13 protein-coding genes are annotated in these 16,959 nt (G+C 74.8%); 11 read left to right on the top strand and 2 right to left on the bottom strand.

Annotation, left to right across the window (positions count from 1 at the left end):
* Window positions 1-20: 20 nt before the first annotated feature.
* Both ACQPZA_RS10670 and ACQPZA_RS10675 read right to left on the bottom strand, forming a co-directional pair.
* Window positions 21-1,289 carry a DUF58 domain-containing protein gene (locus ACQPZA_RS10670; protein WP_169400477.1) on the bottom strand — a complete coding sequence of 423 codons (1,269 nt, stop codon included), beginning with the start codon at window positions 1,287-1,289 and terminating at the stop codon, window positions 21-23.
* Between the two features lie 46 nt (window positions 1,290-1,335).
* Window positions 1,336-2,310, bottom strand: a complete 975-nt coding sequence (locus ACQPZA_RS10675) for an AAA family ATPase (protein ID WP_169400479.1) — start codon at window positions 2,308-2,310, stop codon at window positions 1,336-1,338.
* A 430-nt stretch (window positions 2,311-2,740) separates the two neighbouring features.
* Between ACQPZA_RS10675 and mraZ the strand changes: the two genes are divergently transcribed.
* From mraZ to murC, 11 genes are all read left to right on the top strand, one after another.
* Window positions 2,741-3,172 (top strand): division/cell wall cluster transcriptional repressor MraZ, encoded by a 432-nt coding sequence (gene mraZ / locus ACQPZA_RS10680; RefSeq protein WP_169400476.1) that lies wholly within the window; start codon window positions 2,741-2,743, stop codon window positions 3,170-3,172.
* A 164-nt stretch (window positions 3,173-3,336) separates the two neighbouring features.
* Window positions 3,337-4,320: a 16S rRNA (cytosine(1402)-N(4))-methyltransferase RsmH gene (gene rsmH / locus ACQPZA_RS10685; RefSeq protein ID WP_433280113.1), complete on the top strand. Its 984-nt coding sequence runs from the start codon at window positions 3,337-3,339 to the stop codon at window positions 4,318-4,320.
* 174 nt (window positions 4,321-4,494) lie between these two features.
* Window positions 4,495-5,361, top strand: a complete 867-nt coding sequence (locus ACQPZA_RS10690; RefSeq protein WP_433280115.1) for a hypothetical protein — start codon at window positions 4,495-4,497, stop codon at window positions 5,359-5,361.
* Complete coding sequence (locus tag ACQPZA_RS10695) at window positions 5,361-7,217, top strand: peptidoglycan D,D-transpeptidase FtsI family protein (RefSeq protein ID WP_433280117.1); 1,857 nt, start codon at window positions 5,361-5,363, stop codon at window positions 7,215-7,217. The genes ACQPZA_RS10690 and ACQPZA_RS10695 overlap by 1 nt, the downstream gene beginning before the upstream one ends.
* Before the next feature lie 240 nt (window positions 7,218-7,457).
* The gene (locus ACQPZA_RS10700) at window positions 7,458-9,116 is read left to right on the top strand and encodes a UDP-N-acetylmuramoyl-L-alanyl-D-glutamate--2,6-diaminopimelate ligase (protein ID WP_433280119.1); all 1,659 of its coding nucleotides are present in this window, start codon (window positions 7,458-7,460) and stop codon (window positions 9,114-9,116) included.
* 46 nt (window positions 9,117-9,162) lie between these two features.
* Window positions 9,163-10,572, top strand: coding sequence for a UDP-N-acetylmuramoyl-tripeptide--D-alanyl-D-alanine ligase (locus ACQPZA_RS10705; protein WP_433280121.1), 1,410 nt, complete (start codon window positions 9,163-9,165; stop codon window positions 10,570-10,572).
* Window positions 10,569-11,639, top strand: a complete 1,071-nt coding sequence (gene mraY / locus ACQPZA_RS10710; RefSeq protein ID WP_169400066.1) for a phospho-N-acetylmuramoyl-pentapeptide-transferase — start codon at window positions 10,569-10,571, stop codon at window positions 11,637-11,639. Before ACQPZA_RS10705 ends, mraY begins: the two co-directional genes overlap by 4 nt.
* On the top strand, window positions 11,639-13,021 hold the full coding sequence (murD, locus tag ACQPZA_RS10715) for a UDP-N-acetylmuramoyl-L-alanine--D-glutamate ligase (protein ID WP_433280124.1): 1,383 nt from the start codon (window positions 11,639-11,641) through the stop codon (window positions 13,019-13,021). The genes mraY and murD overlap by 1 nt, the downstream gene beginning before the upstream one ends.
* Window positions 13,018-14,337 carry a putative lipid II flippase FtsW gene (gene ftsW / locus ACQPZA_RS10720; protein ID WP_433280126.1) on the top strand — a complete coding sequence of 440 codons (1,320 nt, stop codon included), beginning with the start codon at window positions 13,018-13,020 and terminating at the stop codon, window positions 14,335-14,337. The genes murD and ftsW overlap by 4 nt, the downstream gene beginning before the upstream one ends.
* Window positions 14,334-15,509, top strand: coding sequence for an undecaprenyldiphospho-muramoylpentapeptide beta-N-acetylglucosaminyltransferase (gene murG / locus ACQPZA_RS10725; RefSeq protein WP_433280128.1), 1,176 nt, complete (start codon window positions 14,334-14,336; stop codon window positions 15,507-15,509). Before ftsW ends, murG begins: the two co-directional genes overlap by 4 nt.
* A complete protein-coding gene (gene murC / locus ACQPZA_RS10730) occupies window positions 15,506-16,918 on the top strand; it encodes a UDP-N-acetylmuramate--L-alanine ligase (RefSeq protein WP_433280130.1) in 1,413 nt (470 codons plus the stop codon). The genes murG and murC overlap by 4 nt, the downstream gene beginning before the upstream one ends.
* The last annotated feature ends 41 nt before the right edge of the window (window positions 16,919-16,959 follow it).

Here is a 16,959-nt window from a genome sequence, read left to right on the forward strand (position 1 = left end):
GCGGTCCGGTGCGCCGGCCGTCATGACGATCCCGGCCGCAGCGCGGCGGGTGCCGCCCCGGCCACGAGGTCGTTCCACACGCGGTCGGGCGTGGACCCGGCGACGGCGACGGTGACGTGCCACCCGGCCCGGCGCAGGGCGTCGGCGTTGGCGGCGGTGTCGCCGTCGCCGCCCCGCCTGCCGCGCAGAGCCGGGTCCCACGTGCTGGTGTCCAGCAGCACGGCGTTGCCTCCACCGGTGCGGCGTCCGAGCAGGGCCTCGACCTGGCCGGGAGCGAGCGCACCGAGCACGGCCAGCACGTCGGTGCCTGATCGGAGCTCCGGCCCGCCGAGGTCGGGACGGGCGGAGGGCCGCAGTGCGGCGAGGGCGTCGAGCAGCGGTTCGGGACCGGAGCCGGTGCCCGGCCCGCTGACGACCACCCCGTCCTCGGTGAGGAGCTCCAGCGGCTCACCGCGGGCCAGGAGGTGGGTGCAGATGCTGGCCGTGAGGCTCACCGCGAACTCGAGGCTGGAGTCGGCCCCGCGGCCGCGGTGCGCGACATCACGGCGGTCGAGCAGCACCGACATCCCGCCGCGCCACGGTCGTTCCTCCAGCCGCACCATCAGCTCGTCGTGGCGGGCCGTGCTCTTCCAGTGGACCCGGCGCAGCTCGTCGCCCTGCCGGTAGGGGCGGATGAGGACGTCCGACGCGCCCTGGCCCTGGTGGGCGAGAGCCGCTCCCGGCGTTCCCTCACCTGCGCCGATGGCCGGAGGCAGCCCCCGGAGCGGAACCACGAGCGGCAGCACGAGCAGCCGGTCGGCGGGGGCGAGCTCGCGCTCGAACTCCGCGAGCCCGAGCGGATCACCCGCCGTGCCGGTGAGCGGGCCCACGCGGTGCACGCCACGGAGCACCGGGCGCAGCGGGTAGGTGAGCAGGGCGCTGCCCCGGCTGGACAGCCGGTGCACCGTGAACCGTGGGGGAGCGTCGGCCTGCGGGCCGGCGGCGTCGGGTGCCGTGTCGGCCAGCCGGAGCGCCCCGAGCAGTGGGCCTCCCTGCAGCCGGAGCCCGACGGTCACCGGCGACCCCACCGGCACCCGGGCCGGGGTGAGCTCGCGCTCGACGTGGACGCGCCGGCGGGCCCGCGCCGCGAGGAACAGGGCCAGCAGCGGGAGCAGAGCGACGAACACCCCGACGCGGAGCAGGTCGCGTTCGTTGAGGGCCACCGCCGAGGCCGCGGTGGCCAGGCCACCCGCGAGCAGGCAGCGTCCCCGCGTGGTGAGGCCGGAGAACCGCCCGGCCCGCTCGCTCACGGGCCGGCTCCGCCGGCGCCACCCACCACGCCCCGGCCCACCCCGCTCAGAGTCCCGGCCGGGCCGGCCCGGGTACGGCCTGCCGGCCCAGGAGGCTGCGGACGATGTCGACGGCGGTGCGGCGGGAGGCCAGGGCGTCCGGGGCCAGGAGCAGCCGGTGCGCCAGCACGGGGACGGCGACGGCCTGCACGTCGTCGGGCACCACGTAATGCCGTCCGGCCAGCGCCGCCTGCGCTCTCGCCGCCCGCACCAGCTGCAGCGTGGCCCGGGGGGAGGCGCCCAGCCGCAGCTCGGGGAGCCTGCGGGTGGTGCCGACGAGCTCGACGCAGTACTGGCGTACCTCGGGGCTCACGTGGACACGGCGCACGGCGTCGATGACCGAGCGGACGAGCCGCGCGTCGACGACCGGGCGGAGGATGTCGAGCGGGTCGGAGGCGGCGTGCTCGTCGACCATCGCCAGCTCGGCCGCGAGGTCGGGGTAGCCCACGCTGACGCGCGCGGTGAACCGGTCGCGCTGGGCCTCCGGCAGGGGGTAGGTGCCGTCCATCTCGATCGGGTTCTGGGTGGCGACGACCATGAACGGGCTCGCCAGGCCGTAGGTGGCGCCGTCGACCGTGACCTGGTGCTCGGCCATGCACTCGAGCAGTGCCGACTGGGTCTTCGGCGAGGCCCTGTTGATCTCGTCGGCGATGACGATGTTGGCGAACACCGGACCGGGCCGGAACTCGAACTCGGTGGTCTGCCGGTTGTAGATCGACATGCCGGTGATGTCGCCCGGCAGCAGGTCGGGGGTGAACTGGACGCGGCTGACCGAGCAGTCGATGGAGCGGGCGAGCGCCTTGGCCAGCGAGGTCTTGCCGACCCCAGGCACGTCCTCCACCAGCAGGTGCCCCTCGGCGAGCAAGGTGACCAGCGCGACGCGTACCACCTCGGGCTTGCCCACGATCACCCGCTGGATGTTGGCTGCGATCCGGCCACACAGATCGGCGACATCGGCGAGGCCTGCGCCGTCACCCTCCATGCCGGTGCGGCTGCTCGTCGCGGTCACCCGACCTCCTCGCGCTCGTCGTGTCGGTCCCGATGCGTCGAGACGGGATCAGTGTGTCAAACGGCCGCGGGCAACTTTGCCCGATGGGGTACTCCACTGATCCCCCACTGTGCCCCACCCGCGACACGCGTGGCCCCGACAGCACCCCTTCGGCGGTCCCGTGCACCCCCACTGGCGCAGTCCGAGCGTGATTTCGCTCCGAATTCTCACCCTGCGTGATCGGAACGACGGGTGCTCCCGCGGTGGCCGGTCGGTGCCCCCCACCTTCCCCCACCGCTTCTGACCAGGGCTTTTGTGACGCAGATCGGGAAAGTGGCCGGATCGTTCCGGTTGACGGTGGGGCAGAGTGGGGTAATGTGGTGATCGCTGGGGCACAACGGGGCCACTGGGTGGAGGTGGGCCGATGTTCCTCGGTACCTACACCCCGAAGCTGGACGACAAAGGGCGGCTCACGTTGCCCGCGAAATTCCGCGACGAGCTGCGAGGCGGGCTGATGATCACGAAGGGGCAGGACCACTGCCTGTACGTGTTCACCCGCGAAGCCTTCGCGGAGCTGGCCGGCAAGGTGGCATCGGCGCCGCTCACCAGCGAGTCGGCGCGGGTCTTCCAGCGCAACCTGTTCTCCGGCACCGACGAGCAGAACCCCGATGGTCAGGGACGCATCGCCATCACCCCCGAGCTGCGCCGCTACGCCGGGCTCAGCAAGGACTGCGTGGTGATCGGCGCCTTCACCCGCGCCGAGATCTGGGACGCCGAGGCCTGGCAGCGGTACCAGGACGAGCACGAGGACACCTACGCCAAGGCACAGGAGGAGGTGCTTCCCGGACTCATCTGATCCGGGAACGACGCGGGTGCGGATCGACACGGCGGTGTCCCCACCCGGCAGCCCTGGCGCACCTTCCCCGGTGCCAGGTCTGCCGGGTGGGGACATCGCCGGTGGCCCGGCTGGGGAGCCCGGGCCTTGCGGGGGCTCGACGACACGGGGCAGGGAGGTGTGCGGTGGGGCAGCACGACCACGAGAACGGGCCGGCTGGGGCCAGGCACGTCCCCGTGGCCCTGCCCCGGGTCGCCGAGCTGCTCCGCCCCGCACTCGCCGACCGCCCGGCGGTCATGGTGGACGCGACGCTCGGTCTCGGCGGGCACGCCGCCGCGCTGCTCGCGGAGCACCCGCAGCTCACCCTGGTCGGGTTGGACCGGGACCCGGAGGCGCTGGCCCTGGCCGGGCGCCGGCTGGTCGCGCACGGCGACCGGGTCCACCTCGTGCACGCGGTCTACGACCGCATCGCCGACGTTCTCGCGGAGCTGGGGCTGCCCCGGGTCGACGGTGTGCTGTTCGACCTCGGCGTGTCCTCCCTCCAGCTCGACGCCGACGAGCGCGGCTTCTCCTACTCCCGCGACGCGGACCTCGACATGCGGATGGACCCGACCGTGGGCCCCACCGCGGCGGACATCCTCAACTCCTACCCGGTGCCGCAGCTCGCGCGGGTCCTGCGCGAGTACGGCGAGGAGCGCTTCGCGGGGCGGATCGCCGCCGCCGTCGGCCGCCGTCGCGCCCACGCCCCGCTGCTGCGCAGCGCCGAGCTGGTCGAGCTGCTCTACGAGGCCGTCCCCGCCGCATCCCGGCGCACCGGTGGCCACCCGGCCAAGCGGACGTTCCAGGCGTTGCGGATCGAGGTGAACGGCGAGCTGGACGCGCTGCAGACGGCGGTCCCCGCCGCTCTGGAGTCCCTCGCCATCGGCGGCCGGATCGTGGTGCTCGCCTACCACTCACTGGAGGACCGCATCGTCAAGCGCGAGCTGGCGGTGCGGTCGACCTCCCGGACACCGGTGGATCTGCCGGTCGAGCTGCCCGGGCACGGGCCGGAGCTACGACTGCTGACCCGCGGTGCCGAGCAGGCCGGTGAGGACGAGATCGGCGACAACCCGAGGGCGGCATCCGTGCGTCTGCGGGCCGCCGAGCGCATCCGGGAGGTGGCGTCCTAAGTGGAGGGTTGAGCAGCTCCGCGGCAGGGAACGGGAGATCACGGTCGCCGGGCTCGGGCAGGGCGAACGGCGTCAGCGAGGAGGGGCCGTCATGGCAGGTGCAGACGGGGGAGCGAAGAACGTGCTCGCGAACAGATCGTCCGCCACGGGTGAGACGCAGGCCGGGGGCGAGGGATGAGCGCGCCGGTCAGTGAGCGCACGCGCACCGCGGCCCGCAACGCGGCGCGCTCCCGTACGGCGACCATCCCGGCCCAGCGCGGCGGTTCCGTCGCCGCGCCGCGTGCCTGGGAGGGAGCGCCGGCCCCGCAGAAGAGCGCGCGGTCGACGGAGAAGGCGTACGCCCGCCGGGACGACCGGGTGCGGCGCAGCGGTGCCACCCGTCCCGCGCGTACCGCGGCCACGCCGCACCGCGCACAGTTCGTGCTGCTGGTGATGGTGCTGCTCGCCGTCGGGCTGGTGGCGACGCTGTGGTTGTCCACCGCGGCCGCCGCGGGCTCCTACCACCTGCAGGACGCCCGCGACCAGGCGCTGGCGCTGAGCCAGCAGAGCGAGCGGCTGCACCGCGAGGTGGCCGACCTCGAGTCGGCACCCGAGCTGGCCCGCCGCGCCGAGGCACTCGGCATGGTGCCCGTGCAGGACTCCGCGCGTCTGGTGGTGGCCCCGGACGGCTCCGTCACCGTGGTCGGTCAGCCGAAGGCCGCCACCCCGCCGGCCGGGCCCGTCGCCCCCGCGCCGCCCGCAGCAGGGCCCGCGGCAGGCAACGTCTCCCCGGTGTCCCCCGTCGGCCCGGTGCCTCCGGGCGCCCCGGTGCCGCCCGATGCGGCGGCCGCGGCACTGCCGCCGGAGGACGTGACGCCGCCCGCCGGTCCGCAGCAGGCCGGCGCCCCGGCGAACAGCTCGGCCGACTCCGTCTCGCGGAGCACCGGCACCACAAACGCCACGGACGGCACCGGTGCGGTCGGCACCACGACCACCGGCACCACCGGCGGGGCGGGCACCACGGGCGGGACCGGCACCACGGGCGGGACGGGCACGGACTGATGACCTCTGCCCCGCCCCGGCCCCGGGCCGCACGGGCGGTCCGGAGGATCCCGACGCAGCGTCCCCCGGCGCCACCTCGCCGCTCCACCGGTCCGGCGCCCTACTCGCGCAGGCTGAAGGTCGGCCGGATCCTGCTGGTGCTCGCGCTCGGCGTGGCCACCCTCAAGCTCGTGGTCGTCCAGACCGTGCAGGCCGGGGCCCTGAACGCGGCCTCGTCACGCCAGTACACGACCGACATCGCGCTGCCTGCCGAGCGCGGCGAGATCGTCGACCGCAACGGCAACCCGCTCGCGTTCAGTGTCGCGGCGAGTGCGCTCACCACCAACCCGCGGCTCATCGCGGCCACGAAGAAGGCCGGCACGGCGCAGTACGTGGGGGAGATGGCCACCGCCGTCGCCGAGGCCACCGGCCAGGACCGGAACACGCTGCTCGGGCTGCTCACCAGCGACCGGCCCTACGTCGTGCTGGCCAAGCTCGTCGACCCGGACGTGGCGCAGTCGCTGCAGGACCGGTTCAAGGACATCGCCATCGCCCGCCGCGAGGTCCGCCAGTACCCGGCGGGCGACACCGCGGCCAACGTGGTGGGCGCCGCCGCCTGGAACGCCGAGGAGGACAAGCTGACCGGCCGGGTCGGCCTGGAGAGCTCGCAGGACAATGCGCTCGCCGGCTCGGAGGGACTGCGGATCGTCGACACCGCGGAGGGCAGCGACGCCGTCATCCCGGGCAGCACCCGCTACGAGCGTCCCGCCATCCAGGGCTCGAACGTGCAGCTCACCCTCGACTCCGACCTGCAGTACACGGTCCAGAAGGCGCTGAGCGACTACGTCGCGAAGACCGGTGCGAAGCCGACGTCCTCGGCCGTCGTGCTGGACAGCCGCACCGCCCAGGTGCTGGCGATCGCGAACGGGGAGACGTTCGACCCGAACGACCTCGCCGACGCCACGCCGCAGCAGCTCGCCAACCCCGCGGTGCAGAGCCCGTTCGAGCCGGGCTCGGTCAACAAGATCGTCACGATGTCGGCCGCCCTGGAGTACGGGGTCGCCACGCCCGACGAGGTGCTGACGGTGCCGGGGCAGATCAAGGTCGCCGACCGCACGATCAACGACGCCTGGGTGCACGGCCCCGAGCACTACACGCTCACCGGCGTGCTCGCGAAGTCGTCGAACGTCGGCACGATCATGACCGCCCAGAAGGTGGGCGAGCAGCGGTTCGCCGACATGCTCACCCGGTTCGGGCTGGGCACGCCCACCGGTGTGGGGCTGCCCGGGGAGAGCGGCGGCCAGGTCCCGCCCATCGCCACCTGGTCCGGGTCGACGTTCGGCAACCTGCCCATCGGGCAGGGCCTGTCGATGACGACCCTGCAGATGGCCGGGATGTACCAGGCGGTGGCCAACAACGGGCTGCGGATCCCGCCGCGGATCATCGCGTCCACCACGGGGCCCGACGGTGTCCGTTCCGTTCCGCCAGCACCGCAGGGTGTGCAGGTGGTGTCGCCGCACACGGCGCAGGAGCTCCGGACCATGCTCACCGCCGTCACGCAGAAGGCGCCCGGCGGGCAGAGCGGCACGGGTCCCGCGGCCGCGGTGCCCGGGTACCAGGTGGCCGGTAAGACCGGCACGGCCCAGCAGGTGGACCCGCGCTGCGGGTGCTACTCGGCGTCGACGTACTGGATCACCTTCGCGGGGATGCTCCCGGCGCAGGACCCGCGCTACGTCATCGCGATCATGCTCGACGCCCCCAAGGGCGGCACGAGCGCGGCCCCGCTGTTCCACGACATCGCCACCTACCTGGCGCAGCGTGAGAAGCTGCCGGTGAGCCCCGAACCGGCGCCGATACAGACGCTCGTCGCGCCCTGACCGCGCGTGCCCGGACCGGCCGAGTGGGGGGTCCGCGGGGTGGGGGTCCTCCCGCCCCGGGGCATGCCCCCGTCCGGGTGCGCGGCGGGTGGTGGGGTGGGGGCGACGACCGCAGCCGACGCCGGGCCGGTCGCCGCCGGGGGACGTGCCGGCCCCGATCGGCGTGGTGCGACCTCCCGTGGGGTCGATCATCGGCCGGATGGACACGGTCACCGGCCCTCCGGTGAGACCCCTCTGGGGATGCGTGCGTCCGGCGGTTGTTCCGGTGCGTCCGGTGGTGTATCACCCGGCGCGGTTGCGGTGGTGCGCGGAGGGGGTGATCCGGGTGCGCCGGTAGCCTTCCGCGACGTGTCACCTGCCAGTCCTGCCGCCGCCGTCACGGCCGCCGCGTCCCCTCGACCGCGGTCCGTGCGGCCGGTTGACCTGCGCGTGATCGCCGCCGCCGTCGACGCCACCACCTCCGATCCCGCAGGCCGCGCCGCGGCGCCCGCCGCCGTCACCGGGGTGACGCTGCGCGCCGCGCAGGTGCATCCCGGCGACCTGTTCGCCGCGCTACCCGGTTCTCGCGCCCACGGCGCCGACTTCGTCGGCGACGCGGTCACCGCGGGGGCGGTCGCCGTGCTCACCGACCCGGACGGCGCGGCCCGTTCGACGGCCTGCCGGCTCCCGGTGCTCGTGCATCCGCGGCCGCGTGACGTCCTCGGTGCGGTGGCCGCGCTCGTCTACGGGGACCCGACGGCCCGGCTGTCGGTGCTCGGGGTCACCGGCACGAGCGGCAAGACCACCGTCGCGCACCTGCTGGAGGCCGGGCTGGCCGCAGGCGGCCGCACCACGGGGCTGATCGGCACGGTCGGCACGCACATCGACGGCAGGCGGCTGCCGAGCGCCTTCACCACGCCCGAGGCGCCCGACCTGCAGGCGTTGTTCGGGGTGATGGCCGAGGCAGGCGTCACGGACGTGGCGATGGAGGTGTCGAGCCACGCGCTCGCACTGGGCCGCGTGTCGGGCACGCGGTTCGCGGTGGCCGCGTTCACGAACCTGTCGCAGGACCATCTCGACTTCCACGCCGACATGGACGACTACTTCGAGGCGAAGGCCGCCCTGTTCGACGGCCGGGCCCGCCACGGTGTCGTGTGCGTCGACGACGAGTGGGGGGAGCGGATGGCCGCACGCGCCCCCGCCGCGGTCACGGTGTCCACGCGCGGGCCGGCGCAGTGGCGGGCGGTGGACGCCGCCACGGGCCCCGACGGCACGCAGAGCTTCACCGCGCTCACCCCGGACGGGCAGTCCGTGCCCGTGCGGCTGCTGCTCCCGGGGGCGTTCAACGTCGCCAACGCACTGGTCGCGCTGGCCTGCCTGGACGCCGTCGGGGTACCGGCCGCGGTCGCGGCCGAGCGCTTCGCGCAGCTGACCGTGCCGGGCCGGATGCAGCGGGTCGAGGCGGGCCAGCCCTATCTCGCCGTCGTCGACTACGCCCACAAGCCGGCGGCCGTGGCGGCGCTGCTCGACACGTTGCGCGCGCAGGTGCCCGGCCGCCTGATCGTCGTGCTCGGCTGCGGTGGTGACCGCGACCGCGGCAAGCGCCCTCTGATGGGTGCGGCCGCCACCACCCGCGCGGAGGTGCTCGTCGTCACCGACGACAACCCGCGTACCGAGGACCCCGCGGAGATCCGCGCTGCCATGATGGCAGGAGCCCAGGCGGAGCCCGGTCACGGTGACCTGATGGAGATCGGCGACCGGCGCGCCGCGATCGCGGCCGCGGTGGCGTACGCCCGGCCGGGGGACGCCGTCGTGGTGGCCGGCAAGGGCCACGAGACAGGCCAGGAGATCGACGGCGTCAAGTACCCGTTCGACGACGCCGCCGAGCTGGCGGCGGCGATCGGGGCCGGGCGGCAGTGACCCCGCACGACATGATCGGATACCACCCGATGACCGGGACGACAGCATGATCGAGATGCGGCTGGCCGATGTCGCCGCCGTGACCGGAGGGCGGCTCTACCGCGCCACCGGGGAGGAGCGGGTCGTCGCCGTCGAGTTCGACACACGCGCGATCGGGCCGGGTGGCCTGTTCGTCGCCCTTCCGGGCGAACGGGTCGACGGGCACGACTTCGCCGCCGCCGCCGTGGCGGCCGGTGCCGTGGGGGTGCTCGCGGGGCGACCCGTGGACGCCCCGGCCGTCGTGGTCCCGCCGGTGCCGCGCGAGGTGGGCACCTACCTCGCCGAGACCGACCCCGACGGGTTCGGCGCCGCCGTGCTGGCCGCGCTCGCCCGGCTGGCCGCGCACGCGGTGCGCGCGCTGCCGGCCACCACCGTCGTCGGGGTCACCGGCAGCTCCGGCAAGACCTCCACGAAGGACCTCCTCGCCGCCGTCCTCGCCCCGCTCGGACCGACCGTCGCGCCTCCGGGGTCGTTCAACAACGAGCTCGGCCTGCCCTGGACGGCGCTGCGTGCCGACACCGCCACCCGCCACCTGGTGCTCGAGTACTCGGCCCGCGGCCCCGGCCACATCGCGCGGCTCGCCGCCGCCGTGCCCCCGCGGATCGCGGTGGTCCTCAACGTGGGCAGCGCCCACCTCGGTGAGTTCGGCTCCCGCGCCGCCGTCGCGGCCGCCAAGGGCGAGCTGGTGGAGGCACTCCCTGCGGACACCGGGGTGGCCGTCCTCAACGCCGACGACCCCGCCGTCGCGGCGATGGCGTCGCGCACGGACGCCCGGGTCGTCACGTTCGGCCGCGGGCCCGACGCCGTCGTGCGCGCCGAGGACGTCGAGCTCGACGCCGGTCGCGCCCTCTTCACCCTCGTCACACCGGCGGGTCGCGCGTCCGTCGCGCTGCGGCTGGTGGGTGAGCACCACGTCGGCAACGCGCTCGCCGCAGCCGCCGTGGCGCACGAGCTCGGCGCCACCGCCGACGGGACCGCCGCTGCTCTGGGCGACGCGCTCCCGGCGTCCCGGTGGCGGATGGAGGTCGTCGACCGTCCCGACGGCGTCACCGTCGTCAACGACGCCTACAACGCCAACCCGGAGTCGATGCGCGCCGCACTGCAGGCTCTGGTCGCGCTCGGTGGCGGGCAGCGCAGGACGTGGGCGGTGCTCGGGCGGATCGGCGAGCTCGGTGACGGGAGCGCCGCGGCCCATGCCGAGGTCGCGGCGCTGGCCCGGGAGCTGGGTGTCGACGAGCTCGTCGCGGTCGAGACCGCCGACTACCCGGGTGCCCGGCGCGCGGAGGGCATCGGCGAGGCACTGACGCTGCTGGGGTCGGAGCTGAACCCCGGCGACGTGGTGCTGGTCAAGGCGTCCCGCGCGGCGGGTCTGGAACGGGTGGCTGCCGGCCTGCTGGAGGGGTCGGTGTCGCGGTGAGAGGCGTCTTCATCGCCGCGGGGGTCGCCCTCGCGGTCTCGATCCTGCTCACGCCCTACCTCATCCGGTTCTTCTCGCGGCAGGGCTTCGGCCAGGAGATCCGCGCCGAGGGACCGTCGAGCCATCAGGCCAAGCGCGGCACCCCGACGATGGGTGGCGTCGCCATCCTGCTCGCGATCTGGCTCGGCTACTCGGTCTCGCACCTGCTCACCGGCGAGCCGGTGACGTCATCGGCGATGCTCGTGCTGTTCCTGACCACCGCGCTGGGGGTCGTCGGGTTCCTCGACGACTTCATCAAGATCCGCCGGGCCCGCAACCTGGGCCTGAACAAGACGTCCAAGATCGTCGGGCAGGTGCTCACCGCCACGATCTTCGGCATCCTCGCGCTGCGCTTCGCCAACGCCGACGGGCTGACACCGGGCTCGGACAACCTCTCGTTCGTCCGCGACATCACCGTGCTGTCGTTCGGTCTGATCGGGTTCGTGGTGCTCGCCAACCTCATCGTCGCGGCCTGGTCCAACGCGGTGAACCTCACCGACGGGCTCGACGGCCTGGCCGCAGGCACCGCCGCGATGGTGCTGGCCACCTACACGATCATCGGGTTCTGGCAGTTCCGCAACAACTGCTCGCTGCTCAGCGCGGCGGGCTGCTATCAGGTACGCGACCCTCTCGACGTCGCGCTCGTGTCGGCGGCCGCGATGGGCGGCTGCATCGGTTTCCTCTGGTGGAACGCCGCCCCGGCGCGCATCTTCATGGGCGACACGGGGTCGCTCGCGCTCGGCGGGCTCGTCGCCGGCCTGTCGATCGTGACGCGCACCGAACTGCTGCTCGTGGTGATCGGCGGGGTGTTCGTGGTGGAGGCGCTGTCGGTGGCCGTGCAGATCGCGGTGTTCCGCACCACCAGGCGCCGCGTGTTCCGGATGGCGCCGTTCCACCACCACTTCGAGCTCGCCGGGTGGGCGGAGACGACCGTGATCATCCGGTTCTGGTTGCTCGCGGCGATGTGCGCGGCCCTCGGGCTGGGGCTGTTCTACCAGGAGTGGCTCACCGCGTCGGCGGGCCAGTGATGGGCGCCCCGCCCGAGCTCGACGGCGCCGCGGTGCTCGTGGCCGGGGCCGGCGTGTCCGGCCTGGCCGCCGCGGCGGCGCTGGTCGAGCTCGGAGCGCGGGTGACGGTCACCGACGCCGTGCCGGCCCGGCTCACCGACCTGCCCACCGGGGCGGAGCCCGGCGGGGATCCCGACACCGTGCCGCCCGGCACCGCGCTCGTCGTCACCTCCCCCGGCCGGCGCCCCGACCACCCGCTGGTGGCCGCGGCCGCCGCGGCCGGGGTGCCGCTGGTCGGCGAGCCCGAGCTGGCCTGGTGGGTCGGGCAGGCCCGCGACACACCGCCGGAATGGCTGGTCGTCACCGGCACCAACGGCAAGACCACCACGGTCGGCATGCTCGCCACGATCCTGCGTGCGGCCGGTCGCGACGCGGTGGCCTGCGGCAACATCGGCTACCCGGTGGTCGACGCGGTCCGGGCCGGGCACCCCGTGCTGGCGGTGGAGCTGTCGAGCTTCCAGCTGCACTGGTCCCCCTCGATCCGGCCCGCCGCCGGCTGCGTCCTCAACGTGGCCGACGACCACCTGGACTGGCACGGCTCGATGGCGGCCTACGCCGCGGCGAAGGCCAGGGCGCTGCTCGGCCCGATCGCCGTCGCCGGTGCGGACGACCCGGCCGCCGCAGCGCTGCTCGCCGAGTCACCCGCCCCGCGCCGGGTGGGGGTGACGCTCGGCGAGCCGGGGCCCGACCAGCTCGGCGTGGTCGACGGAATGCTGGTCGACCGCGCGTTCGGCGGCGGCGAGCTCGCCCCGGTGGCGGCCGTGCACCCCGGCGGGGCGCCGGGGATCGTCGACGCGCTCGCCGCCGCGGCGCTCGCCAGGGCACACGGGGTCGGACCGGACGCCGTGCGCGGCGGCCTGGACGACTTCCGCCCCGGACCGCACCGCGGCGCCGAGGTCGCCACGGTGGCCGGCGTCCGCTTCGTCGACGACTCCAAGGCCACCAACCCGCACGCCGCGGCGGCGTCGATCAGCGCCCAGGCCCCGGCGAAGGTCGTGTGGATCGTCGGCGGTCTCCTCAAGGGCGCCTCCGTCGACGACCTGGTGGCTCGGCACGCCGACAGGCTGCGCGCCGCGGTCGTCATCGGCACCGACCGCACCGAGATCCTCGCGGCTCTCGCGCGACACGCGTCCGACGTCCCCGTCGCAGAGGTGACATCGGGTGACGATGGCCCCATGGTGATCGCCGTGCGACGGGCCGCGGCCCTCGCGCGGCCGGGTGACGTCGTCCTGCTCGCCCCGGCCGCGGCGTCGATGGACCAGTTCGCCGACTACGGCGACCGTGGCCGGGCGTTCGCCGCTGCGGCCACCGCGCTGCAGCCACGACCGGGGGAGGGGTCATGACCGCCGCCGACACCGGCCGGCCGCGGCCGCCGCGTACCCGGCCCACGCCGCGTACCGGTTTCCGGGGCGCGGTCGGTCGCATGGGCGCCGCGCTCGGGCAGTGGCTGCGCCGCCCCCTCACGTCGCTGCACCTCATCCTCGGCGTGTTCGGGCTGCTGACGCTGTTCGGACTGGTCATGGTGCTGTCGGCATCGGCGGTGGAGTCCTACACCGCCGACGGCTCGTCGTACTCGGTCTTCACCCGCCAGCTCATCTTCTGCGTGCCCGGCCTGATCCTGTTCTGGGTGGGGCTGCGGGTCCCGCCGCGCGCCCTGCGCGCGGTGGCGTCCGCCGCGCTGATGGCAGGTGTGGTCGCACTGATCGCCGTGCTGCTCGTCGGCCAGGAACGCGGCGGGTCCCGCGGGTGGTTCGTGCTGGGCCCGATCTCCATCCAGCCGTCGGAGGCGGTCAAGGTCGCGCTGACGCTGTGGGGCGCGCACGTGCTCGTCGCCCGCCGGGCCGTGATGCACCGCTGGAAGTACGCGCTGTCGCCGGTGGTGCCGGTGACGGTCGTGCTGCTCACCCTGCTCGTGCTGCAGCCCGACCTGGGCGGAGCGGTCACGCTCGGCATGGTGCTGGTCGCTCTGCTGTTCTACGCGGGCGCCCCGATGCGGCTGATGCTCGCGCTCACCGGGGGCGCAGTGGCCGGTGCGATCGTGCTGGCGCTGACCGCGAGCTACCGGCTGGATCGCATCAACGCGTTCCTCTCCCCGGGCGGCGACCCGCTCAGCGGCGACTACCAGGCCCGCCAGGCGCTCTACTCGCTCGCCGACGGCGGGCTGTTCGGCGTCGGGCTCGGGCAGGGCCGGGCGAAGTGGAGCTACCTGCCCAACGCCCACAACGACTTCATCTTCGCGATCATCGGCGAGGAGCTGGGCTTCATCGGTGCGTTCGCCGTGCTCGCGCTCTTCGCCACCCTGGCCTACACCGGCTTGCGCATCGCCGCCCGCAACACCGACCCGTGGCTCAAACTGGTGGTCGCCACCTCGACGACCTGGCTGGTGGCGCAGGCCGCCATCAACATCTGCTACGTCGTGGGGCTGCTGCCGGTGACCGGGCTGCAGCTCCCGCTGATCTCGTCCGGAGGCACCTCGCTCGTGGTCACCATGTTCGTCTTCGGGACCCTCGCCAACGCCGCGCGCCACGAACCGGAGGCCATCGCGGCGCTCAAACAGCACGGTCAGGGCCGCGTGGCGCGGATGCTGCGGCTGCCGATGCCGACGCCCTACCGCGCACCTGCCACCCGCCGGCCCGCGCAGCGGGGACGGGTCCGATGAGCACCGGTCCCGCCGTCCGGCGGGGGCCCTCGATCGTCGTTGCCGGCGGGGGCACCGCGGGGCACATCGAACCGGCGCTCGCGCTCGCCGACGCCGTGGTCCGGCGGCGACCGGACGCCCGGATCACCGCGCTCGGCACCGAACGCGGGCTCGACACCGCCCTCATCCCGGCCCGTGGCTACCCGCTGGAGCTGATCCCACCGGTGCCCATGCCGCGCAAGCCGAGCGGTGACCTGCTGCGCCTGCCCGTGCGGGTGCGCGAGGCGGTCATGCGGGTGCGGGAGGTGCTCGACAGGGTGGAGGCCGACGTCGTGGTGGGCTTCGGGGGCTACGTCGCGCTGCCCGCCTACCTGGGCGCGCGCGGCCGGGTGCCGGTCGTCGTCCACGAGGCGAACGCACGGGCGGGGCTGGCCAACAAGGTCGGCGCGCGGTTCGCGGAGCTCGTCGCGGTCGCGGTGGGCGGGAGCGGCCTGCCCGGCGAGCAGGTCGTCGGGATGCCGCTGCGGCGGTCGATCACCGGTCTCGACCGGCGAGCCCTGCGCGCCCAGGCCCGGCAGTGGTTCGGCCTTCCCCCGCACGGTCCGGTGCTGCTGGTGTTCGGTGGCTCCCAGGGGGCGCGCACGCTGAACGAGGCGGTCGCCGCCGCGCTGCCCCGCCTGCTGGGTGCCGGGATCGCGGTCCTGCACGCCCACGGCAGGAACGGCACCCCAGCACCGCCCGCCCGCGGTTACGTCGCCACGCCCTACATCGAACGGATGGACCTGGCCTACGCGGCGGCTGACGCCGTGCTCGGCCGGTGCGGCATGACCACCGTCGCCGAGATCACCGCCGTCGGTCTCCCCGCCGTCTACGTCCCGCTCCCGCACGGCAACGGGGAGCAGGCACTCAACGCCGCGCCCGTCGTCGCCGCCGGGGGAGGGCTGCTGGTGGACGACGCCGAGCTCACCGGTGAGCGGGCCGCGGCCGAGCTGGTCCCGTTGCTCACCGACCCCGGTCGCCTGGCCGCCATGGGCAGGGCGGCGCGCTCCTCCGGCCACGCCGACGCCGCCGACCGCCTCGCCCACCTCGTCCTGGACATCGCCGGGCATCCGGGCCCGCCGCCGGGCCAGGACCTCTGGCGGGCCGACACCAGGCCCCGGCGCACCGGACCCGACCCGTGGCTGCAGTCATGAGCGACGCGGACGTCCGGGTCGATCTGGCGGGTCGGGTGCACCTCATCGGGATCGGCGGCGCCGGCATGAGCGGGATCGCCCGGATCCTGCTCGCGCGGGGGGCCACCGTCTCCGGGTCGGACGCCAAGGACTCGCGTGCCGTGCTGTCCCTGCGCGCGCTCGGTGCCCGCGTGGAGATCGGCCACGACCCCGCCCACCTGCCCGAGGCGCCCGCCACCGTGGTGGTGTCGAGCGCGATCCGTACCACCAACCCCGAGCTGGCCGCCGCCCGTGAGCGCGGGCTCGACGTGGTGCACCGCGCACGGGCACTGGCCGCGCTCACCGACGGCAGGCGGCTGGCCGCCGTCACGGGCACGGCGGGCAAGACGTCCACCACCTCGATGCTCACCGTCGCGCTGCAGCACTGCGGGCTCGACCCCTCCTTCGCGATCGGCGGTGACCTCGCCGCGTCCGGGTCGGGCGCCCACGAGGGCAGCGGCGACATCTTCGTGGCGGAGGCCGACGAGAGCGACGCGTCGTTCCTCGCCTTCTCCCCGGTGGTCGCGGTGGTCACCAACGTCGAGGCCGACCACCTCGACCACTACGGCAGCGTCGAGGCCTACCTGGCGGCGTTCGAGACGTTCCTCGACCGGATCGTGCCCGGTGGCGCGCTCGTGACGTGCGCCGACGACCCCGGCGCCGAGGCGCTGGCCCGGGTGGCGGAGGGCCGCGGCATCAGGGTGCGGCGCTACGGCCGGGGGCCGGGCGTCGACGCCCGCCTGGTCGACTTCCGGCCCGACGGCACCGGCGCGCGGGTGGTGCTCAGCCACGACGGCGTCGAGCACCTGCTCCGCCTGGCCGTTCCCGGCGAGCACATGGCGCTCAACGCGCTGGCCGCGCTGCTGGCGGGGGTCGAGCTCGGTGCGGAGGTCGACGGCCTGCTGGCCGGGCTCGCCGCGTTCGACGGGGTGCGCCGCCGGTTCGAGTTCCGCGGCCGCGCCGCCGGTGTGGCCGTGTACGACGACTACGCCCACCACCCCACCAAGGTGGCGGCGCAGCTGCGCGCGGCCCGGGACGTGGTGGGCGACCGGGGCCGGGTGGTCGTCGGTTTCCAGCCCCACCTCTACTCGCGCACCCGCGAGTTCGCCGGTGCGTTCGGCGCGGCGCTCGGGCTCGCGGACGAGGTGGTCGTCCTCGAGATCTACGGCGCCCGCGAGGACCCCGAGCCCGGGGTGAGCGGCGCGCTCGTCGCCGATGCGGTCACGCTCCCGCCCGACCGCGTGCACTACGTGCCGCGCTGGTCGGACGTCCCGGCCGTGATCGCCGGTGTCGCCCGGCCCGGCGACCTCGTGATCACGATGGGCGCCGGTGACGTCACCGTGCTGGCCCCGGAGATCCTGCTCGAGCTGGAGCGACGGGAGCGGTCATGACCGGGCAGCGGGACGGCCGAAGCCGGCGAGGGGCGGTCGCT

Origin of the sequence: Pseudonocardia xinjiangensis (assembly GCF_050948425.1) — a bacterium.
Taxonomy (GTDB): Bacteria; Actinomycetota; Actinomycetes; order Mycobacteriales; family Pseudonocardiaceae; genus Pseudonocardia; species Pseudonocardia xinjiangensis.

What these genes read in the sequence shown, in the direction of transcription:
- ACQPZA_RS10675 (WP_169400479.1), bottom strand. Translation starts at nt 2,310, where the DNA reads ATGGAGGGTGACGGCGCAGGCCTCGCCGATGTCGCCGATCTGTGTGGC.
- mraZ (WP_169400476.1), top strand. Translation starts at nt 2,741, where the DNA reads ATGTTCCTCGGTACCTACACCCCGAAGCTGGACGACAAAGGGCGGCTC.
- ACQPZA_RS10690 (WP_433280115.1), top strand. Translation starts at nt 4,495, where the DNA reads ATGAGCGCGCCGGTCAGTGAGCGCACGCGCACCGCGGCCCGCAACGCG.
- ACQPZA_RS10695 (WP_433280117.1), top strand. Translation starts at nt 5,361, where the DNA reads ATGACCTCTGCCCCGCCCCGGCCCCGGGCCGCACGGGCGGTCCGGAGG.
- ACQPZA_RS10700 (WP_433280119.1), top strand. Translation starts at nt 7,458, where the DNA reads ATGCGTGCGTCCGGCGGTTGTTCCGGTGCGTCCGGTGGTGTATCACCC.
- ACQPZA_RS10705 (WP_433280121.1), top strand. Translation starts at nt 9,163, where the DNA reads ATGATCGAGATGCGGCTGGCCGATGTCGCCGCCGTGACCGGAGGGCGG.
- murD (WP_433280124.1), top strand. Translation starts at nt 11,639, where the DNA reads ATGGGCGCCCCGCCCGAGCTCGACGGCGCCGCGGTGCTCGTGGCCGGG.
- ftsW (WP_433280126.1), top strand. Translation starts at nt 13,018, where the DNA reads ATGACCGCCGCCGACACCGGCCGGCCGCGGCCGCCGCGTACCCGGCCC.
- murG (WP_433280128.1), top strand. Translation starts at nt 14,334, where the DNA reads ATGAGCACCGGTCCCGCCGTCCGGCGGGGGCCCTCGATCGTCGTTGCC.
- murC (WP_433280130.1), top strand. Translation starts at nt 15,506, where the DNA reads ATGAGCGACGCGGACGTCCGGGTCGATCTGGCGGGTCGGGTGCACCTC.